This window comes from uncultured Pontibacter sp. (genome assembly GCF_947502515.1).
Taxonomy (GTDB): domain Bacteria; phylum Bacteroidota; class Bacteroidia; order Cytophagales; family Hymenobacteraceae; genus Pontibacter.
In genome coordinates, this window is record NZ_CANNAI010000005.1 from 103103 (window position 1) to 128603 (window position 25501).

The 25501-nt window shown below is 41.7% G+C and carries 17 protein-coding genes and 1 tRNA gene; 14 read left to right on the forward strand and 4 right to left on the reverse strand.

Translation table 11 applies throughout. The features are described 5' to 3' along the window. The first annotated feature begins 13 nt into the window (after nucleotides 1-13). Together Q1A54_RS13865 and Q1A54_RS13870 are read left to right on the forward strand one after the other, a co-directional pair. Complete coding sequence (locus Q1A54_RS13865) at nucleotides 14-1825, forward strand: T9SS type A sorting domain-containing protein (protein ID WP_299989254.1); 1812 nt, start codon at nucleotides 14-16, stop codon at nucleotides 1823-1825. Beyond that, complete coding sequence (locus tag Q1A54_RS13870) at nucleotides 1822-2124, forward strand: rhodanese-like domain-containing protein (protein WP_299989257.1); 303 nt, start codon at nucleotides 1822-1824, stop codon at nucleotides 2122-2124. Before Q1A54_RS13865 ends, Q1A54_RS13870 begins: the two co-directional genes overlap by 4 nt. 599 nt (nucleotides 2125-2723) lie before the next feature. On the opposite strand, the gene Q1A54_RS13875 is transcribed toward Q1A54_RS13870, so the two are convergent. Together Q1A54_RS13875 and Q1A54_RS13880 are read right to left on the reverse strand one after the other, a co-directional pair. Continuing rightward, entirely contained in the window at nucleotides 2724-4010 is a 1287-nt protein-coding gene (locus Q1A54_RS13875; protein WP_299989259.1) for a site-2 protease family protein, read from the reverse strand. Then, on the reverse strand, nucleotides 3997-4629 hold the full coding sequence (locus tag Q1A54_RS13880; protein ID WP_299989262.1) for an HAD family phosphatase: 633 nt from the start codon (nucleotides 4627-4629) through the stop codon (nucleotides 3997-3999). The genes Q1A54_RS13875 and Q1A54_RS13880 overlap by 14 nt, the downstream gene beginning before the upstream one ends. Before the next feature lie 90 nt (nucleotides 4630-4719). On the opposite strand from Q1A54_RS13880, the gene Q1A54_RS13885 reads away from it, so the two are divergent. The 11 genes from Q1A54_RS13885 to Q1A54_RS13935 all read left to right on the forward strand — a co-directional run bounded on the left by Q1A54_RS13885 (nucleotide 4720) and on the right by Q1A54_RS13935 (nucleotide 21790). Next, nucleotides 4720-4793, forward strand: a tRNA-Ile gene (locus Q1A54_RS13885). A 313-nt stretch (nucleotides 4794-5106) separates the two neighbouring features. Continuing rightward, the gene (locus Q1A54_RS13890) at nucleotides 5107-6060 is read left to right on the forward strand and encodes an ATP-binding protein (protein WP_299989265.1); all 954 of its coding nucleotides are present in this window, start codon (nucleotides 5107-5109) and stop codon (nucleotides 6058-6060) included. 22 nt (nucleotides 6061-6082) lie between these two features. Continuing rightward, nucleotides 6083-8593 carry a S8 family peptidase gene (locus Q1A54_RS13895; RefSeq protein ID WP_299989268.1) on the forward strand — a complete coding sequence of 837 codons (2511 nt, stop codon included), beginning with the start codon at nucleotides 6083-6085 and terminating at the stop codon, nucleotides 8591-8593. 513 nt (nucleotides 8594-9106) lie between these two features. Continuing rightward, nucleotides 9107-9403 (forward strand): hypothetical protein, encoded by a 297-nt coding sequence (locus tag Q1A54_RS13900; RefSeq protein ID WP_299989271.1) that lies wholly within the window; start codon nucleotides 9107-9109, stop codon nucleotides 9401-9403. 98 nt (nucleotides 9404-9501) lie between these two features. Next, nucleotides 9502-12423: an ATP-dependent DNA helicase gene (locus Q1A54_RS13905; RefSeq protein ID WP_299989274.1), complete on the forward strand. Its 2922-nt coding sequence runs from the start codon at nucleotides 9502-9504 to the stop codon at nucleotides 12421-12423. Nucleotides 12424-12427: 4 nt separating this feature from the next. Then, nucleotides 12428-14404 carry a site-specific DNA-methyltransferase gene (locus Q1A54_RS13910; RefSeq protein WP_299989277.1) on the forward strand — a complete coding sequence of 659 codons (1977 nt, stop codon included), beginning with the start codon at nucleotides 12428-12430 and terminating at the stop codon, nucleotides 14402-14404. After that, the gene (locus Q1A54_RS13915; RefSeq protein WP_299989280.1) at nucleotides 14397-17018 is read left to right on the forward strand and encodes a TnsA endonuclease N-terminal domain-containing protein; all 2622 of its coding nucleotides are present in this window, start codon (nucleotides 14397-14399) and stop codon (nucleotides 17016-17018) included. The genes Q1A54_RS13910 and Q1A54_RS13915 overlap by 8 nt, the downstream gene beginning before the upstream one ends. Nucleotides 17019-17109: 91 nt before the next feature. Beyond that, nucleotides 17110-17838 (forward strand): hypothetical protein, encoded by a 729-nt coding sequence (locus Q1A54_RS13920; protein WP_299989283.1) that lies wholly within the window; start codon nucleotides 17110-17112, stop codon nucleotides 17836-17838. Between the two features lie 1281 nt (nucleotides 17839-19119). Further along, nucleotides 19120-20616 (forward strand): hypothetical protein, encoded by a 1497-nt coding sequence (locus Q1A54_RS13925; protein WP_299989286.1) that lies wholly within the window; start codon nucleotides 19120-19122, stop codon nucleotides 20614-20616. Beyond that, nucleotides 20616-21038: a hypothetical protein gene (locus tag Q1A54_RS13930; RefSeq protein ID WP_299989289.1), complete on the forward strand. Its 423-nt coding sequence runs from the start codon at nucleotides 20616-20618 to the stop codon at nucleotides 21036-21038. Before Q1A54_RS13925 ends, Q1A54_RS13930 begins: the two co-directional genes overlap by 1 nt. Nucleotides 21039-21445: 407 nt before the next feature. Continuing rightward, nucleotides 21446-21790 carry a helix-turn-helix domain-containing protein gene (locus Q1A54_RS13935; protein WP_299989292.1) on the forward strand — a complete coding sequence of 115 codons (345 nt, stop codon included), beginning with the start codon at nucleotides 21446-21448 and terminating at the stop codon, nucleotides 21788-21790. A gap of 28 nt (nucleotides 21791-21818) precedes the next feature. Here the strand turns inward: Q1A54_RS13935 and Q1A54_RS13940 are convergent, their stop codons facing one another. Together Q1A54_RS13940 and Q1A54_RS13945 are read right to left on the reverse strand one after the other, a co-directional pair. Next, nucleotides 21819-23036, reverse strand: a complete 1218-nt coding sequence (locus Q1A54_RS13940) for a site-specific integrase (protein ID WP_299989295.1) — start codon at nucleotides 23034-23036, stop codon at nucleotides 21819-21821. A gap of 322 nt (nucleotides 23037-23358) precedes the next feature. Then, the gene (locus tag Q1A54_RS13945; RefSeq protein ID WP_299989298.1) at nucleotides 23359-24375 is read right to left on the reverse strand and encodes a hypothetical protein; all 1017 of its coding nucleotides are present in this window, start codon (nucleotides 24373-24375) and stop codon (nucleotides 23359-23361) included. A gap of 654 nt (nucleotides 24376-25029) precedes the next feature. Between Q1A54_RS13945 and Q1A54_RS13950 the strand changes: the two genes are divergently transcribed. Then, the gene (locus tag Q1A54_RS13950) at nucleotides 25030-25329 is read left to right on the forward strand and encodes a helix-turn-helix domain-containing protein (RefSeq protein ID WP_299989300.1); all 300 of its coding nucleotides are present in this window, start codon (nucleotides 25030-25032) and stop codon (nucleotides 25327-25329) included. Nucleotides 25330-25501 lie beyond the last annotated feature (172 nt).

Genomic DNA, 25501 nt, shown 5'->3' on the forward strand with positions numbered 1-25501 from the left:
ATATAACGAAGGTATGGGTACAAGACAGTTTCTGTTTACGCTAGTACTGCTCTGCTGCGGCTCTTTTGCCTCGGCTCAGGGAGTACTGATGCCCTTACAGCAGGATCCGCAGCGTATACCTTCCGGCAGTCCTTACCAACTCCGAACAGAGAGCAATCACCTGTCCCTACCTTTTTTCGACGATTTTTCCGGTACCACCACCACGCCCGATCCGGCTTACTGGATCAATGGCGGGGTTTACGTAAACAATCGCTTTGCCCTACGACCGCTTACCCGCAACGTAGCCACGTTTGACGGACTCAATGCGCAGGGCAACCCCTATGGTAGCAACATTGGTGGACCAACCGATACATTGACTTCGCAGCCCATTCGCTTAGCAGGGCTCATGCCAGCCGACTCGGTATACCTGAGCTTTTACTGGCAATCAGGTGGGCAGGGGAGTGCGCCGGAGCGGAATAATAACAACCCGCGTGTGCTGCGGCTGGAGTTCAAAGAAAGCAATGGCACCTGGACACAGGTATGGCAACAGACTGCCCCTGGCCAGGTAACAGAGTTTGCCCAGGCTTGGGTGGCTGTAAGGGAGCAGCGCTTTATGCACGACGAGTTTCAATTCCGCTTCCGAACAGAGGGCACCCGCAATGCCATCCGCGACATCTGGAACCTCGACTACGTAGAGCTGGACCGCAACCGTCGCCGTGGACAAAACACGACCCGCGACATCGGCATCAGCGAAAGCGTGTCACCGCTCATGGATTATAGTGCCGTACCTGCCCGTCAGTTTGTGGCCAACCCCGAGTTATACCTACGCGACGAGATTTATGCCAGTCTGAACAACCTCGGTGACCTGCCGGGAGCGATTGCTTGGCGTGCTTTTATCCAGCAGGTAGGTGTTTCGCCAGCCGATACCTTCCTGCGCGAAGAAGCCCTTATACCTGGACAGGCCCGACAGCGCCAGATCACGGCCACACCGCGCATCAGCAACCTCAACCTCAATCCGGAGGGCTTTGTGCTACAGCACGGTTTCTGGCTCGATACCAAAGAGCAGAACGCCCGGCAGCGCGCCAACGACAGCACGCTGCAACGCACTACCTTCAGCGACTACTTCGCCCTGGACGATGGCTCAGCAGAGGCCGGTTACAGCAGTCTCTATACCTATGGCAACACCCAGGTGGCGCAGCGCTTTGAACTGGCTACAGCAGACCAGGTGCGGGCTTTCCGGGTGCATTTTCCGCAGGTGGGCGTACGGCATAACAACGTTTCTATCGTGTTCCGCATCTGGGCTGACGACAACGGACGACCGGGCCGCACCCTTCACGAGCAATCCTTTCCGGTGCAACAGAACGAGGGACTAAACACCTTTTATGAAATAGAACTGAGCCAACCGGTTCCGGTGGAGGGCACCTTTTATGTCGGCTTCAGTCAGCCTGCGACCCTATACCTGAACATTGGCTTTGACCGCAATGCCGGTGCCACAGGCCGTTTGTTTTACAATACCGTAGTAGGTGGCTGGCAGCGGGACAGCGTGAACGCTGGTGCCGTGATGCTGCGTCCCGTAATGGCTGGGCAGGCACTGGGTCTGGAGGAGGAGGCACGTGATGCTGGCCTGCAGGTATACCCCAACCCCAGCAACGGCATTTTACATTTCTCCGGACCTTACCGTTCTTTTTCGATGTACGACGTAACCGGAAGGGAGATTTTGCGTCATAAAGCAACGGTATGGCAGGAACCGGTACGCCTCCCGAAGCTTTCGCCGGGCTTATACACTATCCGAATTGAAACCGACCATCATACATTTACTACCAAACGCATCCTAATAAACTTATGATCACAACAGACATTACGGCCGAGGAACTCAAGGAACGATTGGCCAAGGGTGAAACGCCCGTTATCATCGATGTTCGCGAGGACTGGGAACATCAGGAATCCAGAATTGAAGGTGCACAGAACATCCCGCTCGGAGCTTTGCCGCAACGCCTGGATGATATAGAGGATTACAAAGACCTGGAAGTGATCGTGCACTGCAAATCCGGTATGCGTTCAGCTTCCGCCAAAGCGTTTCTGCAGCAGCAGGGGTTTAAGCAGGTGAGGAACCTGCTTGGCGGGATTACCGGGTATCAGGGGTAATTTGATTTTTGGATATGGCGTGGGTCGGAGATTTCGGATTTGATTCGGGATCTTTACACTTGTGTCTGCTATAGAGGGGCCTTTATGGCCCCTTTTCTATTGTGTAGTGTTTATGGCGCGAGCGTCCTCGCTCGTGTCGGATATGGTGGGGCCTTTGGCCCTGTTGCTCTAGGCATAGCTAGCTTTAGTATTGCTTGTATCAACGCCTATAACTAGCGTAGCTACTTTTGCAGGTATAGCAATCTGATTTGTTTCATTGTTTCGCCTGTGCGGCGGGCACATACTTTTTTTCTTGATAAAAAAAGTAAGCAAAAAAATCAAGATTCCCCAAACTCGCTGAACGCTCAAACAGTGGGTAATCAAAGGACGCACATGGCACCGCTGCTTGCTGCGTAGCTTATGTGCAAGTTACCTTGGCAATGCGTGCCAAGGGTTCGTGGGGTATGTGTAGTCTGTTGCTGAAACAAAGAAGCTATACCTGAGAACTGGCAGCTACAGAAAGTCCCCCTTGGGGGTAGGGGCCCTCCACGAAGAAGGGGGCAGGGGGATGACAATCGTGCACACTCCCCCTCCTGTTTTTAGGAGGGGGCTGGGGGAGGTTATTCAATCACAAACGGCGTCGGACTGAAGCACAGTAGGAAGATCACAAAGGCCAGTATACCTAGTACTTTCCGTCCTGGCGTAAGCGGAGCCTCGTTCGGGCAGGAAGGGTGGAAGATGCCCATAAGTCGTGAGAGTAGCAGACCGAATACCAGCCAGCCGCTGTAGCCGTCGGCAATTGGGTATAGCGAGGCAATCAGCACTTGTACCACTACTACGATCAGTACCAGGTAGGCGGTAAAGCTCAGTTTTGGGGTGGCGGGCTCCAGCACGAAGAACAGGTAGAGCACGTACAGCGGCCATACCCAGATGTAAGCTGCCAGTTCCGGGAAGGTTTCGGCCAGGCTGTACTGTGCCAGTAGCATCCCCAGCGCGGCCAGCAGGCCGTGGCGGTTGTCGTGCAAGATACCCCGGAAGGCAAAGAACACAAAGGGCGCCAGTACCACCAGCAGACTGTCGTCCCAGAGCGGCTCGCGGTGCGGCGAGATCATGCCCATACCGGCATACAGAATAAAAAAACTGAAGAAGATCGGAGAGAGCTGGTTGAAACGTCTGTATCCGATCAAGCCGTAAAGCACGTGTCCACCGTCCAACTGACCGATAGGCAGCAGGTTGAGCGCCGTGAAGAACAAGGCCAGGTAACCCGCAAAGAGCAGCGGGTAATGAATCACTTCATAGGCATTGGGTACTAGCGCCGGGTCTGCCACATACCTTTCGAAGAACAAAAACAGCAGGTTCTTGCCAAGCGAAAAATTGCCCTCGCCCTGGTACACATACTGGGCATAGTCCTGACCGAACTGCCGGTATTCCGGGTGAACGGTGAAGATAAAGTCAGGGTCGGGTAGGTGCGTGAAGCCGTACCACAACAGAGGTATAGCCACTACAAAGCCCGCCAGCGGACCGGCTATACCAATGTCGAAGAACTGCTGCCGGGAGAAGATGCGGCTCCTGATCCGGATAAAAGCCCCCATGGTACCAATGGTAGACGTGATGCCAAACCACAGCGGAATATAATAGGGCAATGAAACGTTGGCCCGGTAGCGCTTCGCAGTGAAGTAATGACCGAACTCATGTACCGTAAGCACGCCCAGAAAAGGAATAGAGAAGTATAGCCCGGCTGCCAGTTCGGCCCAGGTAAAAGTACCCGTCCACGAAAAGCCCTCTGCTCCCCAGAAGAACAACTTACCGAAGCGCCATTCGGCTCCGGCGATGGTCGTCGTGGTCAGGGTGAGCACAAAGAGGAGCAGGTGCAGGCTATACCTGTTTTGCTGCCTAGGAAACCTCATCCTTGAACACCTGGTTGATGGTGAGCGGCGGCTCCAGGAAGAGCGTCTGCAGCCCCACTTTTTGGGCACTCTCGATGTGCTGAATGCTGTCATCGATAAAGAGCGTCTCTTCGCGCTTCAGGCCGTTCTGCTCCAGTATCTGCTCAAACACGATGGCATCGGGTTTGCGCTGCCCGATCAGGTGCGAGTAATAGGCCTGCTCAAACAGAGAGTCGAGACTCGGCATGGTAAAGCTGTGGGCCACCATTTCGTTGAAGCGCTTGAGGTGGATGGCGTTGGTATTACTGAGCAGGAAAATGCGGTATTTTTTGCCCAACTCGCGGAGCAGCTCAATTCTTTCGGCCGGAATATCAAGCAGCATGGCGTTCCAGGCATCATCGATCTGCTTGTCGGTGGCGTTGAGGTGGTAGGCTTCGCGCAGGTGCTGGCGAAACTCCTCGGGGCTGCTGTTGCCGGTCTCGAAGAGGTCAAAGAGGTGAGACTGTGCGCGTTGGCTGTACTCGATGGTGTGCCCCTCGGCACAGTACTGCTCCAGCTCGCGTATGCTTTTAAAATAATCTATGTTGATGATGACCCCGCCGAGGTCGAAGATGATGTTTTTGATGCTAGTCAGGTCCACGAAATTTTTTGGTCTGGTATTTGAAATTGTCAGTACAAATATGTAGAATTGCACTCCCAAATCAAAGGAAGCACATTCTTTTAAGGGAACGGGCCTATAGCTCATTCGGTTAGAGCAACTGACTCATAATCAGTAGGTGCCTGGTTCGATTCCAGGTGGGCCCACGTTGATAATCAAGCACTTACGTCGTTAATTCGGAGTAGGTGCTTTTTTGTTTGCATACTATTTGCATAATATCTGCTCTATATTGTCATATACATCCCTTTATTTTCTTGTGATAAATCATCTTCTATCTTTAGCAAGATGTCAGCTTTTCTACTTAGGCATCCAATACTTAATGATATAGGACAAACGAATTGCAAATTCGAAGCTTACTAGCTGAAGCCGGTTCTTAAAATCTCTATTAAACCAGGTGTTACATTGTAATTCACTTTATATATTAAATAATTAATTTAAATTTCCTGTAAATTACTCCTCATGGCTAATTCGGATCAGATAAAAGCACTTATTAAGTCTCATGTCAATAATGAGGATGAACGTTTCGTGACTATTGCTCTTCAAATTGCTGCTCACGAAGCCAAACTGGGTAGATCTATATTCGCTGATGAAATAAAAAAGCTTATTGATAGTCGCAAAATTACCCCTCCTAGACTTAAACTTTTTGATCAATCAGTAGAAGGTTTAGTTGAAGAGATACCGGTCCACTCAAGGCTAACCGAATTAGTTATTTCAGATTCACTAAAAGAAAGGATGGAACGTGTAATACTGGAGTATAAACAGCGAGGAAAACTTTCAAAGCATAATTTAAGAAATAGGCGTAAACTATTGCTTGCAGGCCCTCCTGGCACTGGAAAAAGCATGACGGCTTCCATCTTTGCTAAGGAACTTCACTTGCCCTTTTATCTAGTAAATATGGATCGGCTGGTTTCAAAATATATGGGTGAAACAAGTTCAAAACTTCGACAAGTTTTCGAGTTCATTAACAACAATCATGGAATATACCTATTCGATGAATTTGATACTATCGGTGCGGAGCGTCTCAGAGATAATGATGTAGGTGAAATGCGCCGGGTGTTAAACTCATTCCTACAATTTATTGAAAGAGATGAGTCAGCAGCTATAATAATAGCTGCTACTAATAATCCATCCATGTTAGACCAGGCATTGTTTAGAAGATTTGATGATGTCTTCCATTATAACCTACCAGCTAAAAGCGAAGTAATCCAGTTAATTGAAAACAGATTGGGAAGCTTTAAGGGTAGGTTTAATGTCGCATCAATTGCAGATAATGTAAAATCATTAAGTCATGCTGAGATTGTGCAAGCATGTAATGATTCAATTAAAGAAGCTATTCTGTTCGACAAAAATAAAGTAGATAAGAGCCTTCTTCTCAAGATGCTTAAGAACCGGGTATCTGCATATCAAAAATAAATTCTATTCTTAGCCCATTACCATGCAAACAAATCTTAATCATATCTTTCTAGAAGGAATTGCTGAAGCAAGCGTTTATCGGCCTAGACAACAACAAGGAAGCAGGCCTAGAATCCCTGAACGTAATAGAGTATCACATAGTGAATTTTTAGATAATAGACTTCGAGAAGCTTGGAGTGATGTTGATAGAACAAATAGTGACCGGGCAGCTGTTGCACTTCCAATTCGTAGCGGTACGTACTTGGAATTTAAGAGTGGTTTAGGATATGACTTAATAACAAAAAGTCTAGAAGACCAGAGAAAGGGAATTAGGCTGTTAAATGTTAGGGAGCAACCCGCTGACACTGGTGATGTTACTTATGCAACAGTCTACGTGCCGAGAGGTCAAGAAAGCTATTTTTTAAATAAGGTTAGGCAATATTCGACAAATGAAACTATTACCGGTAAACCAAAAAATGCGCCTCTGGTAAATAGTATAGATGATGTAAGAGTTGCTTTTCTCAATGCGTTATGGACAGATTCACTTGACCTACAACCAGGTGACAATCCGAAATGGTGTGAAGCATGGTTAAGATTTGAAATTACTGATACTGATGGTGTATTTAGACAAGAGAATGTCTATAATAATTTTATTTCCACATGCCAAAGCTTAGGTATAGAAGTAAAACAAAATTCATTAGTATTCCCGGAAAGACTTGTATTAATTTTTAAAGCAACCAGAGATAATTTAATCGAATTAATTAACCGGCTTGATACATTAGCTGAGATACGAGCAGTTAAAGAGACTGCTGAATTTTGGCTCCAAGAGTCAAATAGTGAACAAAGTAGTTGGATTGACGACTTATTAGGTAGAACAATATTTGCGGATACTACAATTAGTGTTTGTGTACTAGATTCTGGAGTCACTTACGGCCATAGATTACTATCTCCTGTTATCAGCCAGCATGATTGCCTAACAGTGGTAGAAGCATGGGGCGTTAGAGACCATTTAGGGCATGGAACACTTATGAGTGGGCTCGCTACATATGGGGACCTACAGTCCTCTTTTGAAGGGGGTAGTACAATTCACGTCAATCATAAGCTAACATCCGTAAAAATCCTTCCGCCCTCTGGAGAAAATAGCTTTGATCTGTATGGATCAATAACTCAACAAGCTATAAGTAGGATTGAAATTCAAAGACCGACCTGGAATCATATTTATTGTATGGCAGTGACCACAATGGAGCAAATAGGTTCAGGGAGACCTTCTTCGTGGTCAGCAGCTATAGATCAATCTGCTTTTGGTGAAAATGAAGAATCTAAGAGATTAATTATCATTTCTGCAGGTAATATTAGTGATAGAGCACAGTGGAGATCATACCCGGATAGTAATCTATTAAATTCAATTCAGGACCCAGCTCAGTCTTGGAATGCATTAACAGTTGGTGCTTACACTCAAAAAACAAGAATTACAAGTACCTCTTTTGATGGCTGGTCTCCTTTAGCACAAGCAGGAGAACTATCACCTTATAGCTCAACTTCAAACATGTGGGAAACAACTAAATGGCCAATAAAACCTGATGTAGTTTTTGAGGGTGGTAATTTATTAAGAGATGGTGAAGGCAATGTTGACTCTTGTGGTGATTTAGGTATACTTTCGACTTCTTCTAGGCCCTTGCTTCAACAATTTGATATTATTAGTGCGACAAGCGCAGCGACTGCACAAGCTTCAAATATGGCTGCTAGAATACAGACACTGTATCCTGATGCTTGGCCGGAAACTGTAAGAGGTTTAATTGTCCATTCAGCTGAATGGACAGATCAATTAATTAGCCAATTCGCCATTGATATTACTAGAAAAACAAGTGTAAAAAAACTTTTAAGGATTTGTGGTTATGGGGTTCCTTCCCTTGATAAAGCTCTCTTTAGCACCAGCAGTAGCTTAACATTAATTGCACAAGAATATATACAGCCATATGATAGAGCCCAAGGTGGATCTAGGCTTATAACAAAAGACATGCACTTCTTCAAATTGCCATGGCCAAATGAAGTTTTAAGGGATTTAGGAGAGACTCAGGTAAAAGTTCGTATTACATTATCTTATTTTATAGAGCCAGGACCAGGTGAAGTAGGTTGGAAAGATAGGTATAGATATGCTTCCCATGCATTAAGGTTTGACTTAAATAATCCATCTGAGTCAGAAGAAGAATTTATCAAACGAGTAAATGTAGCAGCAAGACAAGAAGATGAAACCGGTTTTTCAGATCCAGGCAGTGAGAGATGGGTTATAGGGAAGACCAACAGAAGTATGGGTTCAATTCATTCAGACTCATATATTGATAATGCAGCTAATATTGCAGCATGTAATTTCTTAGCTGTATACCCAGTGATCGGTTGGTGGAGAGAAAGGAAGAATTTGGATAAATGGGGTTCCCGTACCAGATACTCATTAATTGTCTCATTAATTACACCCAATCAAGAGATAGATATTTATACACCAGTAATGCATAAAGTTAGTATACCAGTTACTATTGTTAATGAAGTGACGGTCTAACTTCTATTTCTATCTCTCTCAAAACAATAACATGCAACATAATTTAATTCAAAACACTGTACACAGTATATACCAACCAGCTTAACTATACAAACTAGTTCCATGCAGATTTTCGAATCAAAAATTTTGTAAATTTTTTAGAAACGCTATCGGCTGAACAATGAGGGGCCCCCCAGGGGGGCAAATTTGTACCCGGATACCCCCGGGTAGGGCTAGTAAATAGTAAATGCAATTTGGAGCTAGATTTTTGGTCAACCGTTGCATGTGTAGTGATCTTAAATCAGTATTTGTGCCAAAATTATCGTTAATCTACTGAAATAAGCACTTTTACAAGCTTTACTAAGTCCGTAAAAGTGTCAAAAATTAGAGATATCAATAGGTTTAAGTAGCTATAAATACTAATTTTAGTATATATAAATTCCTTTTTTTTAGTATCTTAATAGTACTATCAACTTAAAGACCAAACGTAAGAAACCGGTAGTACTGATTGGGGTATAGTGACCTAGCTTCTCTATGACAAGTAAACAACCCAAATTTCCAGGTGTAGATAAACACTTAAGCACTGATGCTTTTATAAAGCTCGGATTCAAACAGGTCACTTCCTGGATGTGGATTTCCGAAGAATATAACCTTCGCATAGAATATTTTGGTGAAGTAACTGATGCCTATTTCTCTATCACAAAGCCATATTATCTATTTAATAAAAATGTAATTGCTACTCCATTCAGTGGTAAGGAGATAAAGGCAGGAAAAGTGGCTGACATTGTAACCGCAGTACATAAGTTAGTTATTAGAGAGCAAGGGAGCTAACTACTACTGTTACAAGAGCTGAATATATCAAAATATTTATTGAAATTTAGTAATAAATTATAGTAATTGGAGTGTAATTACATTAATGCTCCAATATATTGAAAGCAAACATTACTCCTGACCGCTTAGCTTCTCTTAACTCGGCGCAACGAGAAGCAGTAACTACTACTGAAGGGCCTGTCCTAATCATCGCTGGACCCGGCTCAGGTAAAACCCGCACACTCGTTGAAAGAATTGTTCACTTGATAGAGCTTGGTGTAGATGCTGAGAGTATTATGGTGGCAACCTTTACCGAGAAAGCTGCAAAGGAACTAATTACCCGTGTCTCTAACCGGATGCTGGAGTTAAACATGAAGGTGAACCTGAATGAAATGTACATTGGTACTTTACATTCCATCTTCCTCCGGTTCCTGGAAGAACACAGAGAGTTTACCAGGTTGAAGAGAAGCTACCGGTTGCTGGACCAGTTCGACCAGAAGTACTTTGTATTCCGCAACCTTGAAGAATATATCTCAATAGAAGGAGCATATGAGCTACTGGGCGAACGATCTTCCCGTTGGGATAAAGCAGATCAGATCGTCAGGTATATTGGTAAGGTAAGCGAAGAATGCATAGATCCGGAAGTGCTATGTACTGCTGAAGAAGAAGAGATCAGGATCATTGGTGAGTTTTCCAAGTTGTATTCAAACCAGCTACATGAAGAGAATGCACTTGATTTTTCTACTATACAGTCAGAAGCGTTATACCTGCTGGAGAACAACCCACAGATACTCCAAAAACTCCAAGAGAAGATAAAGTACCTGATGGTAGATGAGTACCAGGACACAAACACCATCCAGGAACGGATACTGTTACTCCTGGCCAGCTCACATCAAAATATTTGCGTAGTGGGTGACGATGACCAAGGCCTTTACCGGTTCCGTGGTGCCACTATCCGCAACATCCTGGAGTTTCCGGATAACTTTCCTGCAGGAACTTGCAAACAGATTACATTAACCATAAACTACCGCTCCCATCCTGGTATAGTGGATTTCTACAACCGTTGGATGAATGAGTTAGACTGGGAACATAATGGCACTACTTTCCGATTCGACAAAACCATTCAACCTAAAGATGGTGAGTTCGGCAAATATGCATCAGTGGTGAAAGTAAGTTGTGAAGAAGCAACCGATAGTTACTATGAAGAAGTTTACCAGTTTATCAAACATTTGGAAAGTGAAGGTAACCTGGATGATTACAACCAGATAGCATTCCTGTTTAAATCAGTTAAGAATGACAGAGTTATAGCTTTAGCTCAGTACCTGGAAGAAAGAGGTATAAACGTGTTTTCACCGCGTTCCGGATTATTTTTTGAGCGAGAAGAAATTCAGCTTTTGCTAGGTGCAATTATCTTCATCTTTCCGAAGCTCATAACTGAACACCTACAATGGGATGAAGATATTGAATTGCATGTGTGGGAGGAGTATGAATCCTGGAAAAAGCGGTTTACCTATGAGCTGAGAAGAGATCCGGAAAAGCATGCCAGTCTACTCAAGTGGTGCCGGAAGCGGTCCAAACAGCACCTGGCATTGCAGGATAGCACTAACTATGCATTCACGGCTTTAGTTTACCAGTTACTTGAATTCCCCATGTTCTCAGAGTACATGAACGTGGACCTAAACGATAACAAGGTAAATCTCAGGGCAGCTTATAACATAGCGACATTGACAAAGCTGTTGAATAAGTTTGAGTACCTGTATGGTATTACGGTATTCACACCTAAGATACTGACAGCAACTCTTCGTAACTTCTTTAACAACTACCTTCGCTTTATTATTGATGGTGGTATAGAAGAGTACGAAGACTTTGATGAGTATGCTCCTTCCGGGTGCGTATCGTTCATGACCATTCACCAATCTAAAGGCCTGGAGTTTCCAATAGTTTTTGTTGGTTCTCTTAACCTGGTGCCACGGAAACAATACACTGAGGTAGACGAGCTTTTACAGAGTAGGTACTACTCAAAGCCTATCTACGAGCCGCTGGAATTAACCAAGTATTATGACTTCTGGAGGTTATTTTATACTGCCTTCTCCAGACCTCAGAATTTGTTGGTTTTAACTGCTGCTGAGAAGCTAGGTCGTGGCCGGTGCCCCTCTAAGTACTTCGAGCCGGTTTACGATAGTGTACCATCATGGGATAGCGGTCTACTTGATCTAAATGAGTTAGAGCTTGAGAAGGTGAAGCCGATCAACATCAAGCATGAGTACTCTTTTACTTCTCATATCTTACTTTATGAAAACTGCCCACTTCAATACAAGTTCTACAAAGAGCTGGAGTTTGCAGGCGTTCGTTCCGGTGCCACTATGTTCGGTCAGCTGTTGCACCAAACGATAGAAGATATACACAAAGCGGTACTGCGTGGAGAGTCGCATACCTTAACCGATGATAACATAGGACACTGGTTCAACAACAACTACACATTGCTATCAAAGAACCTAAAAGCCTATTTGCATGACGTTCAGTTGAATGCATTGCTTAGACAGATATTACGCTACCGTGACAGAAATGAAAACCAGTGGCACCGCATAAAAGAAGCTGAAGTTGATGTATCTTTGGTGAAGGAAGGTTATATACTGAAAGGTACCATTGACCTGATACAAGGTGAAGATGGAACAGTGGAGTTGATTGACTTTAAATCAGGTGACAAACCGGATGTGAACACCACTGACACGAAGATCCGCAACACGTTACAACAGTACCGGAGACAGTTAGAGGTGTATGCACACTTGGTAGAAGAACGAACCGGTAACAAGGTAAGTAAGATGCACCTATACTATCCTAAAGAAGAAGATGGTAATCCTTACATAACCTTCTCTTCAAATAAATTGAATATCAGCACTACCATCGGCACATTCGACCAAGTGGTAAGAAAAATAGAAAGTAAAGACTACGACATGGCGCATGTGGTAAAATCAGAGAAGCAATGTGGCGAATGCGACATGAAATATCATTGTAACCCACGTCAGTACAGCAACAACTAAGTACATGGAACAGCAGGAGACATTAGATCTGAAAGTAGATAGAAAGATCACATCTGTAGAGGAGTATAAATTTGATCCTATTCGAGGGAGAGCTATGTTGCATTGGGTAGGGAAACGACCTTTCTACTCAACTCAATTTTATCCAGCACAGCTAAAGGAAAGTCATGGGACTGAACTCAACGGTTGGATGAATAAAATTTTTTGGGGTGATAATCTTCAAGTTGCGAGCCATCTTCTAAAAGAGTTTCGAGGTAAAGTCAATCTAATATATATAGATCCACCATTTGACAGCAATGCTGATTATAAGAAGAAGATAGCATTAAAAGGTAAAACAGTTCAGAACGATATAACAGTTTTTGAAGAGAAGCAATATACTGATATATGGAATAATGATGAATATTTGCAATTTATGTATGAGAGGTTCATACTATTGCGAGAGCTGTTAAGTGAAAAGGGTACGATTTGGGTTCACTGTGATTGGAGAAAATCACACCATCTCCGGTGTGTACTAGAAGAAGTATTTGGTTACTTTGTCAATCAGATAATTTGGCAGAAAACACGAGTATCGAAGGGGCAAAGTCTTAACTTCGGTAACGTTCATGATATTATACTGGTGTATTCTAAATCTCCTAGCTATGATGTAAAACCAGTTTACCTCTCCCATTCAGAAAGCTACATTAAATCTCATTATAATTTAGTAGACGAAAATAATCGCAAGTATGGGCTATGGGATTTCACTCAGGCTGGGTCTGGACCAGCTAGGAGTTTTGGTGATCAGATCATAGCTCCACCTGCAGGAAAGCATTGGATATGGTCACAGGAGAAGATTGATGATGGTATGGCTAAGAACTTAATTGAGTTCACATCGAATGGAATGCCACGTTTACGCAGATACTTAGATCAATCTAAAGGTAAAAGAATAGGAGATATTTGGGATGACGTTTTTGATGTTAATTCTCAAGCAAAAGAACGATTAGACTATCCAACACAAAAGCCAGAAGCACTAATTGAGCGAGTTATTAATTCTGGATCGAACCCTGGTGATATAGTATTTGACTGCTTCATGGGTTCAGGTACAACCCAAGCTGTTGCGATGAAGTTAGGACGACGCTTCATCGGTGCTGATATAAATCTAGGAGCAATACAAACTACAACAAAGAGGCTTTTAAGCGTAGCTAAGGAACTTCAGTCGAACCAACCGGAACTTGAGTTTGGGGTAACATCAATGGCTGCTGAACCTACCGTTATGTATGGCAGTGCAAATCAACAAGCAAACCAAGCATATTTCACTGGTTTTGAAGTGTTCAATGTTAATCATTACGATGTATTTCGGAACCCGGTAGAGGCAAAGGATCTGCTTGTGAAAGCATTGGAAATACAACCATTGCCAAATAATGCGCTATATGATGGCGAGAAAGATGGCCGGATGGTGAAAATCATGCCAATAAATCGAATTGCTACCAGAGCGGACCTGAACGAACTAATCACCGGTTTTGACTACAAAACATTTGATAAAAGGAACGATGACAACCCTGGTAAACCGGTAGAATCCCTTCTATTAGTCTGTATGGGTCACGAACCGGACTTGGCAGCTTACCTTCGCAGCGAAGTACCTTACAAGCTAGATGTAGAAGTAGTAGACATCCTTAGAGATAAGTCTAACCTGGAATTTAAACGTGATGCTGAAGCTGAAGTAACGATAGAAGGTGGTAAGTTACTGATAAGAGAGTTTTATCCGATGAACCTGCTCCAGAAGTTGAGCTTGATGAAAGAGAACGTGGAAGACTGGCGTGAGCTTACGGAATCAGTTATGATTGACTATAACTATGATGGTGCGGTCTTCTCTCCTAGTAAAGTAGATGTACCTGGTAAGAACGAACTGGTAAGTGGAGTGTATCTTATACCTGGCGATGCTGGAGTTATCCGAGTTAAAATCACTGACCTGTTAAGTGAATCATTAGAAGTTACCGTTAATGGCTAAGAAGAAGCAAGCAAGTATAGACTTTCCATTTTATACTTACCTTAACCTGTTCTATAAGCAGGAACGGAAAAAGATACGCAGTACATACAGGCCTTTAACAAAGAAGTTTCTGGACTTCAACGATCCGGACAGCCCAAGTGCTTACCTAAGACGGCCACAGTTCGAAGCGCTGGAGATGTATGTTTTCCTGAAGGAGTACTGTGATAATCAGTACCTGTTCAAGATCTTCGAAGAGTGGTATTATAAACAGAACCACTTCGAAGGTAGACCAGATATCGGGGTTTCGGCTGCAACCGGTCAGTTAGGCATGTTTGGTCCGTCTGAGTTCAGTTCAGATGATAAGATCAAATTCAAGGATGTATTTGAGCAGATAAAAAGCTTTCAGCAAACCTATCCGAACTACATCTTTGCTCTAACGATGGGCACTGGGAAGAGCATTCTGATGGCTACTTCTATCTTCTATGAGTTCTTGCTTGCCAACAAGTACCCGAAAGATGAGAAGTACTGCCATAACGTGCTTGTATTTGCTCCGGATAAGACTGTACTGCAATCACTGAAGGAAATTCAGACATTTGATAAGAGTAAAGTTGTTCCAACAGAATATGTTAATTGGCTGGAGACAAACCTGAAGTTCTTCTTCTTGGATGAAACCGGTGATGCCCTTAATGCCATAGAGCGTTCTAGGTTTAACATCATAATTTCCAATACTCAGAAGATCATCCTAAAGAAACAACATAAGAAACAGTCAGCAGCACTGGATCTATTTAATGAACGTGCTAACATTTATAAAGCCAAATATGGTAACGATGATGATGCTGACTTGTATGGCTTTGATATAAACTCTGAGCAGGATCTAATCACTAACCAGCGATTTGCTAAGTTGACCAGATTAGAGCAGTTGGGGATTTATGTAGATGAAGCGCACCATATATTCGGTAACGCACTAGCAGCTGACTTTGGGTTAAAGAACACAGCTACTAGTCTTAGGGTAACAATAAATGAGCTGGCAGCAAGTATACAACAAGCCGGTAGTAAAGTTGTAGGTTGCTATAACTATACTGGTACTCCGTATGTTGGGAGCAGACTGTTACCGGAAGTTGTGTATTCTTATGGCCTAAAAGAAGCGATTAACAATAAGTACCTGAAGAAGGTAAAGATCAGTTCTTTTAAAAATATAAAGGACCAGACCCAGGCTTTTGTTAGAACTTCGATAAATGAATTCTGGAGTACTTATAAGGACAAACGTTATGAGTACATGCTGCCAAAGATGGCCTTCTTTGCATCTTCTATAGAAGAGTTAGAGAAAGATCTGCGCCCGGCAGTGGAACAGGTCCTTTCAGAACTAAACATTCCGATGGATCGGATACTGGTTAACGTTGGAGACACTTCTGTTACCACGAACGATGATATCCGAGAGTTCAAGAACTTGGATACACCTGGATCGAACAAGCAGTTTATACTCTTGGTAAATAAGGGTAAAGAAGGCTGGAATTGCCGTTCTCTTTTCTCAGTTGGTTTGCACCGTCAGCCAAAGTCTAGGGTGTTTGTATTACAGGCTACTATGCGCTGTTTACGAGCCATTGGTGACATTCAAGAGACTGGACTGGTGTTCTTATCAGAAGATAACATTAACATCCTTAACGACGAGCTACAAGAGAACTTTAAGTTGTCAGTTGATGACCTTAATGGTGCCGGTGACAAAAATACTCCGGTAGAAGTTAGAGTTGTGCCACCACCAGTAAAAGTAAAACTGAAGAAGGTTAATAAACTCCATACTTTACGAGAGAAAGTACTGAGTGGCACCATTGATCTTGAACTTGACAAAGCAGAAACCGATAAGTATAAGATCATACGATCTGAACTGAATATCATGGACCTGTCTAAGAAAATCGGGCAGGACAAAGACTTCACCCACATCAAAGAGAAACGAGAATTCTCCGAATTAACTTTAGTTGCCGAAATTTCCCGTTACCTCAACATTTCACCTATCCGGGTGAAGAAGATCTTGGCTTCTACAAAAGAAGGCATTACAGAGGTCACTGGACGCGTTAATGAGTTTAATGAATTATTGTATGACTGGGTAATACCGAGACTCTTCAGCGAGCTATTTGAGCTTAAGGAATACAAAACAGAAGACGAAGTAGAAGTTAGCCTGGTGAAGGAGCCAAAGGAACAGTATTACCGCGTATCGGCTAAAAAAGAACTACTAGCCAGTATGCATAATGAGACGTTCAAGAGCTTCATTGAAAAGTCTTTCCACCTGGACAACTACTGCTTCGACAGTAAACCGGAAAGCCAACTCTTCTGGACACTACTCCACGATGACCAGGTAGAGAAGGTATGGTTCACTGGTATGCTAACACATGGCCAAAGTGACTTTGTGGTGAATTATGTGGACCCGGAGTCACATACTTTACGCTGTTACTACCCGGACTTCCTAGTACAACTGAAAGACAAATCTTATGTTATCATGGAAGTGAAAGCTGATCACATGGTTGATGACGAAGTGGTGAAAGCAAAAGCGGCTTATGCACAGCAACTGGCCAATGCCAGCAATATGAAGTACCAAATGATAAAAGGTACTGAAGCAATGGCCGGAGTGGGGATTGCTTAACTAGTACTTGCTGTATGAATTAATCATATATCCATATCTTAATCCTAAGCTATGCTATTGCAATCACTGTGTCAATATATGAAAAACTAACATGCCAATAGGAGAGGTCGAAACGCACCCATACCTTTTAGATGGTGCCATTCATGGTGCAACTAAAATGATTTTAGGGAGCTTCCCAGTGTATGAATGTACTAATCCAGACAATCAAATAAAGCTAGGCAACCGTGAAGCTGAAGGAACAGTCAGATTTTTCTACGGGAGCGTAGACAGCCGACTGTGGGGCAAGTACATAGCTTATGTTGATAACAATCTAGATCTACCTCCTAACCCACAACTCATCCTGGAAAGCCTTAGCCACTTCGGTGTTGCTATCTCCGATACAATTACCCAAAGCGAGAGGAGAGATTTTAGTTCTTCAGACTCCGATTTAAGGGGGAGGCAGTGGAATAGGAGAATGATACTTGACCTGATAACAAGTGGTGTCACTAAAGTTTTATGTACCTCTAAGGGTGTTCTCTCTGATCTTGAGAGGAAGATTATTTGTCCTGCAAACTTTGGGCAGGTTGATATGGCTCAATCGTTAGGGTTTCAACATAATTTCATTCAAGGCATAGGTGGTAGTGATACCTTGCTCCAAGTATCTCCGGTCGCACGAGTTTTTACCATAGGCGAAGCTACCGTTCAAGCTCTTGCTATTCCTTCACCGGGCTCTCCGCAGCGGAAGATAAAGAACTTTGGGTACCATGGAGGTATAGATGTTTTAGCATATGCAGAAAGCTACTTTCAAAGTGCTTTCGACTGGTTGATGTTGGATGAATAAAGCACTTAAAAATTTAACATAAACTTAACATTGGTGAATACAACTTAATTTGAATTGGTAATATAACAGGTACAGTGAGCGAGGGCACAAAAGCATTAGCGATCTGGCATGTTATGTTTAATACACATAAGTTCTTTAGTGCTCCAACCGTGAACGACGTGATCGGATGGATATTAACAATCGTAACCTTTATGCTTAGTGGCGATAAGGGTGCAGAGGCCGGTAAGGATTATATACCAGTGGGATCCGGCATTACTACCACAGTAATAACCGGTGATAAGAATATTATCATCACCGGTGATAACAACACTGTGATAATCAAAAATTAGAGATGAGGAGGCAGTTGAGCCTCCTCATACCTTGAAAGTGTCAGATTGCATCTTGACTATCTCAAATTAGCCAATGCCAGCAAAATGAAGTACTTGAAGATAAAGAGTACTGAAGCTTTGGCAGGAGTGGGGCTGGTGTAACCATGTAAAAAAAACAAACGACATAAGAACTAAAGACAAGATAATAAAAAGTGAAAAGTAGCTTTTAACAAATAATTAAGAGCTAAACCAGAACTGGAAATAACAAAATGTAGGGGGCCTCGGTAAGAGGTCCCCTTTGTATTATATAAAAGACGTTTGTGTAGATATCTACAAGAGATAATAGGGGCTGTGTGGTAATAATTATATTACTAAACACTTTTATAAACTTATTTAATAATTATAAGAGGTAAGTTAAATACAATATTATGTAGATAAGTGGAATAAGTTGTTGTTATATAAGAGAGGAAGAGTGAGCATTTATTTCTTTCATTATGTTCCGTTGATATATTTTTATTTCATTGGTTTATAAGTTTTTAGGTTGTGTTTTGTGTGTTTGGTGTTATATGCTAGTATTGATGTAAGTCTTTCGTTTTGATAGATCTAGAAATTTGTTAATTAAATAAAAAGGTGATTAGTACTAAATTTGTTGCTTTGAATATTTTGTGGGTATATATAAAATTTTTAAAAAAATTCTAAAAGGTTCCTTTTTGTTATTTTGCATTCACCATCTTTGCAACAAGTAAACGGAGAGGGTAGCCTTACCATGCGTATGACCGCCGGAAGCTACATTCCAGCTACCTCACCTCTAATTGACTAACGCACGGCAAACTAGTCATATACGATTTCAATAAGTACGCTTCTAGAAGTTGGAACTGATCATTCCGAGGTGTCTCCAGGTTTTTGTTGTCTTCCTGTTGGGCTATTACTGTAAAGGCAATATCCATATAATTTTATATAACATGAAAAAAACATGCACTATAAGAAAAGAGCAAAGCTGCTCTATGTACCGTCAAACTTTAACGTTGTTACATGGATGATGGGTAGAGGGTATAGTTTGCGAAAGATAAACTCGCACCAAGATAAATTTCGCCATTTTGTACATTCAGTGGCCACGCAAGCTGTACTTTTTGAGAATGAAAAAGGGTGGTCGTATATATCTTCAGAAATTTTAGATGAGCTATATTATAACCATAGGAAATGGGTAATTGATGAGCTAATAAGTGGAGGAGTAGTTGAGAAAAATAATTCATACAAGGCCGGAGAAAGGTGTATTGGTTATCGTATAACACCTGCTTATCAAACAAAGCTCTTAGGAGAAACGATTTTCAGTGAAGTCTTTGCAGCTAATTTAGAGAGGAAGCAGAAGCTGGCTAGTAAAATAACTGCAAAAGGAATACTGGTCAGAAACCTAAGATTGATGAGAATCCATCACGATGCCGCCCACGAATACTTAGAAATTAAATTCTCCAATTCACAGAAACTGCTCAAGGTGCTACACGACCTCTTTGGTAATTCTGAAACACTTTACCAAAGGTACAATGAGTATCTAGCAAAATCCGGTGAAAATGAAAGCTTTTACTCTTTGGCAAATGAGGAAAAGTTCGGAAGAGCAATGGTTAAATTGCCTGATGTAAATGGTAAAAAAGATGTATACTTATACCTAAGTAACTATTTAAATAGCAAGTTCAATAAAGATTATCTTGCTGTTGAAAGTATAAGATACAAAGAGTTCAGAGCTAGCGTGTCTGACGTGAATAACCGGCTTGATACTAATATTACTAATCTTAGTAAGGTGTTAAGAGGATGCTTACACACAACTCAGAAAGATCAGCAATGTCTTTTTAATGTTGATATTAAAAATAGTCAGCCTTTCCTGCTATGTATTATACTGATAGAGCAGTTTAAGGGGAGATACATGCCAGAAGATGTTAAGGAGTATATCCAATTAACATCCAGTGGGAAGTTGTACGACAGTATCATGGCTCATTTCCGTGTTCCGGCAAGTCAACGTAATGTTTTTAAGAAAAAGCTATTTGCAACGGTTTTTTACTGTAAAGCAAAGTATACAGCTCAAACAAAAGAAGGGAAATACTTTATCAAAATGTTTCCATCTGTTGCTCGGGTAATCTCTGAGCTTAAGAAACCTCTACCTGGAATGACAAAAGAGGAAGCCGCTAACGCTTATAAACAGCTTCCCATCCGTATGCAAAGAATAGAATCACATATGGTGCTGAAGGTAATTGCTCCTAAACTTGAGAAAGCAGGTATTTTCTTTCAGACAGTTCACGATTCTTTTATTTGCTATCGCAAAGATGCTTTACTAGTTAAAGATATAGTAGTTGCTTCCTTCCAAGAAGAGCATAGCTTAACTCCATCTGTGGATGTTGAAGAGCTAGTAGAACCAATCGCTGACGCCAAAACGGAGTATGAAATAAATAAATATTTGTCTTATAATTTTAATATATAATGTCTAATAATAGAAAACCAAACATAGCACATGCAAGTGATTCTATTGCGAATAGCCAACTATTGGCAGATTTAGAGCTTCTCTTAAATTTGGAGAAGCAAAGATGTAACCTCATAGAGCAAATTACAACTTTAAGCACCAAGGTAAATGATGCTCTAACCAAAAACCTAACTAGGAAAAAACATATACCGTCTGAAGAGACGGGTGAATTTCAAGACTATTTTTCGATTCATGGATATGCCAAATTAACAGGCCGGAAGGGGCTTAGCCGAAAAGGTAGCATTATGTTAGGTAAAATGGCTACAAAACTTAGTAACGAAAGGGGGGTAGTAACAAAGAATGCAGAGCACCAAACTTTTGGCTATGTTAACACTTATCACAGAGATATCCTAGGGGAAGTGTTTAGACATTGCGGATTATAATATTATGTAGCTGAGTAGGTGTTGTAGCTAAAAATGCATGCCTAGTTTATAATAAATCAATAAGGTTGAATCTTCAATAATTAGTTGCTTAATGAAAAAGAGCTACTCTAACCAGTGGCTCTTTTTAACCCTTCGCTTTCCAGTTATAAGTATAAGTCGTGCAAAAATTACAATCAAAATATGAGCCGTGTAGGTACCTGCTCGTGTTTCCTTAAAAGAATCGCGAAAGGTTTGATTTTTTAATGTGCAGTTGTGACAATTTTCTTATTCTTTAGTATAAGCAGGTAGAAACAAATGAAAACCTGGTAAAGAGCCATTGCCGGCAATAATTCTTCCCTTTTACAGATGTTAATTATCCCGTTCCAGAACGGAGTGGAATAGAGAGTTTTGTGCTAAAGAAAATACAGATGGAAAACCCTTTTGAAATACTTGATACTAGACTTCGATCTATTGAAGCCATGCTGCAGCTCTTTTACGAATCGGTAAGCAACCGGCAGCAGTCAAAGCGTTTTATAACAACGCATACACTTACAGTGAAGGAAGCAGCTGAAGTTCTAAATGTATCAAAATCTACCATCTATAGTTATGTCAGCAAGCAGGAGATACCTGTCTACAAAAGAGGGAAGTATCTTTACTTTTCTGAGGATGAGTTGCTGACTTGGCTGAAGGCCGGAAGAAGGCAAACAACTCATGAAATATCAAACGAAGCAATTCAAGGAGTTGTAATGCAGCACAGAAAACGCAGTAGATAAGGTATGGACTTCCCTTCTTAATTCATCTTTAGAATGCAGTCAGCTTTGAAGTATATTCTTTTCTAGTTTCATCTTCAAAGCTATCCAAGTAGCTTTCAGTAGTCTTGAGGTTATTGTGGCCTAAAGCCTCAGAGATTAACGTCATAGGTGCCCCAGTACGCTTTAAAACGGTGGAAAACGAATGTCTTGCAACATATGTAGTGACGCTCTGTTCTATTCCTACAGCTTTGGCGATCCTTTTCATATAGTTATTAATGTTCTTGGTTGCCTGTCTCACTTTTGCCAGTTCTTCTTCCGGTGTAACATTTGCTTCCAGTATAGGAAAGATATAAGTATCCAAGGTGACGAATCTGTTGCTCCACTTTTCAATGATCTGCTTTGTCTCAGGAGCTAGGTCCACAACAATTGTCTTTAGATTTTTACGGGTGGTATGCTCTGTTTTTGCCCGTACATAGGTTAATTTATCACCACTAAGGTTTCTGTACTTTAGACGGGCGATATCCTTCACATTTATTCCGTTACATAAATAGGAGAATACCCAAAGGTCCCTAGCCCTTGCTTCACTGTCATGCACCGGCTCATACTGGAATATCTTTTTTATATCTTCCAGTTTTAGTGCTTTCTTTGGGTTCTTTCCGGCAGGTATCTGGTACTTCCTCTTTCCGAACGGGTAGAGATCTTGGTTGATGTCACCTTCAGCAATAGCATCGTTAAACAGCGTCCTCAGCGCTCTAAGATACATCCCTACAGTAGTTAACGATTTACCTTTCCCCAGCATCCACTTCTCGTATGCTTTCAAATACTCAACCGTAATGTCGGCAAAGACCAGCTTCTCATTTTCAGTAAAGGACTTGAGCGAGTTCATAGCGCACTCGTAACTGCTTGCTGTGCCAACTCTTCCAGCTGACTGCAGGTGCTTTACCTTGGTTGTAAATGCGTCGAATACGTTATCCCGTTGCGAGAGGTCAAAGAACTTCTTTTCAAATTGTTCGAAAGTAAATGCGCTAATCTTATCGATGACATTTACCGCTCGCTCTTCAATGGAAGTAAGCTTTGACAGAAGCTTCTTGTAATGGTCCCTTGGTTTCGGGCCATACATTTTTCCCATATCCTCTGTTGTCATGTATATGCCGGTGGGGTAGTACTTCTGTTTCTTATTGTAAGTGATGCGGAGCTTTACCGGATAAGTACCGTCCTTCAACGGTCTTCTTGTATCATGAATAATGGAAGTGTGGATCTTTGACATAGATGTTATGCAAGCGGTTGTATTTGCATACAATTTGCATAAAAATTATCAAATATCAATAAATATCGATAAGTATATTTAGCATAAAAAGCCTTAAATTAGCTGGTTTAGCAACATGTTGTAAACATCAATAATTAACTACTATAGATTTGGTTATGACTCATAATCAGTAGGTGCCTGGTTCGATTCCAGGTGGGCCCACAGAAAAGCCTCTTAGATCATTCTAAGGGGCTTTTTTATTTTATGTATCGCCAAATGTAACCAAAGTCAATACTTTTGTCATTCTTGCTCTGTCTAAGGTAGGTTGACCCTTAAATTCTTCTCATAGCCAAGATTGGAAGGAAAATTTCTTTTTCAAAGTGAGTGTGTCTTTGTCGACCTTACTCAATAATTCGTCCGCACCTGAAACTTGGGGATCATACCAATCAGCTTTTTTTGAAGCCCACTCCAGCCATGTGTGAAGCTCATCAGAAAGGTTATTAGAAGCAATGGTATTTTGTCTCACATCCTCAATATACTCCCTTAATAGCTTTACTTGATGCCACCTGTGTGCTTCCTGGAGTAGCTTTTTAAAACTATCCAGCTCTTTCTCCTGACATGCCTCTAGTTCGCGCTCTATTTTCTCTCTTTCCCTCTGCTCCTCAGCATGCTTTTGCCATTTGATTTTACGCTCTATTTCTTGCTTAGCTTTTAATTCCAAGTTGGCTACTATACCTGACAGATATTGCTCTATGGATAGTTTGCCGTCTACCCACTCCTTTGTGGATATACTTCTGTCCATTTTAAAGACTAATACGCCACTTGGGGTGTACTTGGCTGTATTCCAGTGTTTCTCCTCTACTATGGTTCGATGGAGCTTTTCTCTTAAGCTAATCTCTATTTCTTCTCCCTCGACAATAGCGTATGTCGTTTGATACTTAACTTTTACATGGTGCCCCCTAACTCTTAATAACTTAATCAAAGCATTGAAAAAACGTAACGCTCTGGAGATATTGGCTGGGGACACTTTGATACTTATCTTATCTCCATATGTATGTACAACACCTTTGAATAGGCGGTCTTTCTTCTCAGCTTCAAGATGTTCTTTGGCTTCAGCAACTAGCTTGTCGGGGTTGGAAAGCTTTGGAGGTACAGCTAGTAAATCCTTATGCTTGTCTTCAATCTCTTTCTGCAAAAGAGCTAAAGGAGAAAGAACCTTCTGGTTGTAGTTGCAATCATTATATGATTCAAAATCTAATTCCTGTTCTATGTTATCAACAGCTGGCAAGGGAGCTTTATATACGCTTTTACCAACTCTTACCTTCTGCCAATGTCCCGATTTAGGTAGCGGTATCTTCATACGGCTACAGATTTTTCGGAATTCATAGTCTGAGACTTTATACTTGGCAGATAGGGTTGATATGGGGAAAGCCCACACTTGTTCATATAGTTGCAATCTGGTAAGTTTTGATTCCTGCATATATTTTGATTTTTAAATCCTGTGATACTAATAAAACGATTATTGCACTTTGTTAATATCGCACTCTTAGTATATAATCTTTTTTATTTACTCTGTACTATGTTAAAAATATGCTTTAGATAATTAAACAACAATTATATTAGGAATTGACAATACAAAGATAGCTGCTTGTTTTTGTATTGTAAATATTCGGGATTAGGCTTTCTTAGTTGTAAGTTTTGAGGAAGTTTTTTAGAGGTATTTACAAGGTTTACATTGAGAGTTATATTTGCATTATAATTATTGCTTTTCCGATAAAGGTAAAGTCGTAGATAAGTTTGTTTTTGAAGCTATTTGTAAAAAATTGTGCCTACAGTTTTAGAACAATTCAAAGGTGTAGGCTTTGGCTATGAGTAGAGTGTAAGGTAATCTTTGCTAGGAAGGAATCATTCCCAGTATCGAAGATATTGATATCAATTGTAGCCCACTAGCTACATGATTTAATATTCGTTTCATGTATGGTTAAACTGATTGGAGAAAGGAGGACATATGACCATGGAAGCAATCATCCAATCCGCACTAGAGTCAGTGATTGCAGAGAAGTTGGCCAAAACAGAAAATCAAATTGAGAACTTGGCTCTGCAGTTCAAAAATTTCGAAAAGCTTGTAAAGGAGCTTCTTAGGAAATCAAATCCGGAGGAGAAGCTAACAGTAAGGGAAGCAGCGGAAATCCTAAAAGTAAAGGAGAATACCGTTAGGGATTTGTGCCGAAGGGATAAGATTGCATACGAGAAGTTTGGCTGCCAGTACAGAATAAAGAGGAGTGCTATAACTGAGTACTTAAACAGAATCTAAAGACAGGGGGGTATGAAGGCAATGATTAAGAGTGTGATTCAGTTTAGGTAATGCTACTGTCCGATGAAGTAGCAGAACTGTTAAAAGGAGGTATGCCTAGTAAACCTGAAAGGGAAAAGCAGTGAGCCTAGGTTATCAGAGATATGTATCTTCAATCATCTGGTCTGGTGGT

What these genes read in the sequence shown, in the direction of transcription:
- Q1A54_RS13865 (WP_299989254.1), top strand. Translation starts at nt 14, where the DNA reads ATGGGTACAAGACAGTTTCTGTTTACGCTAGTACTGCTCTGCTGCGGC.
- Q1A54_RS13870 (WP_299989257.1), top strand. Translation starts at nt 1,822, where the DNA reads ATGATCACAACAGACATTACGGCCGAGGAACTCAAGGAACGATTGGCC.
- Q1A54_RS13875 (WP_299989259.1), bottom strand. Translation starts at nt 4,010, where the DNA reads ATGAGGTTTCCTAGGCAGCAAAACAGGTATAGCCTGCACCTGCTCCTC.
- Q1A54_RS13890 (WP_299989265.1), top strand. Translation starts at nt 5,107, where the DNA reads ATGGCTAATTCGGATCAGATAAAAGCACTTATTAAGTCTCATGTCAAT.
- Q1A54_RS13895 (WP_299989268.1), top strand. Translation starts at nt 6,083, where the DNA reads ATGCAAACAAATCTTAATCATATCTTTCTAGAAGGAATTGCTGAAGCA.
- Q1A54_RS13900 (WP_299989271.1), top strand. Translation starts at nt 9,107, where the DNA reads ATGACAAGTAAACAACCCAAATTTCCAGGTGTAGATAAACACTTAAGC.
- Q1A54_RS13910 (WP_299989277.1), top strand. Translation starts at nt 12,428, where the DNA reads ATGGAACAGCAGGAGACATTAGATCTGAAAGTAGATAGAAAGATCACA.
- Q1A54_RS13915 (WP_299989280.1), top strand. Translation starts at nt 14,397, where the DNA reads ATGGCTAAGAAGAAGCAAGCAAGTATAGACTTTCCATTTTATACTTAC.
- Q1A54_RS13920 (WP_299989283.1), top strand. Translation starts at nt 17,110, where the DNA reads ATGCCAATAGGAGAGGTCGAAACGCACCCATACCTTTTAGATGGTGCC.
- Q1A54_RS13925 (WP_299989286.1), top strand. Translation starts at nt 19,120, where the DNA reads ATGCACTATAAGAAAAGAGCAAAGCTGCTCTATGTACCGTCAAACTTT.
- Q1A54_RS13930 (WP_299989289.1), top strand. Translation starts at nt 20,616, where the DNA reads ATGTCTAATAATAGAAAACCAAACATAGCACATGCAAGTGATTCTATT.
- Q1A54_RS13935 (WP_299989292.1), top strand. Translation starts at nt 21,446, where the DNA reads ATGGAAAACCCTTTTGAAATACTTGATACTAGACTTCGATCTATTGAA.
- Q1A54_RS13940 (WP_299989295.1), bottom strand. Translation starts at nt 23,036, where the DNA reads ATGTCAAAGATCCACACTTCCATTATTCATGATACAAGAAGACCGTTG.
- Q1A54_RS13945 (WP_299989298.1), bottom strand. Translation starts at nt 24,375, where the DNA reads ATGAAGATACCGCTACCTAAATCGGGACATTGGCAGAAGGTAAGAGTT.
- Q1A54_RS13950 (WP_299989300.1), top strand. Translation starts at nt 25,030, where the DNA reads ATGGAAGCAATCATCCAATCCGCACTAGAGTCAGTGATTGCAGAGAAG.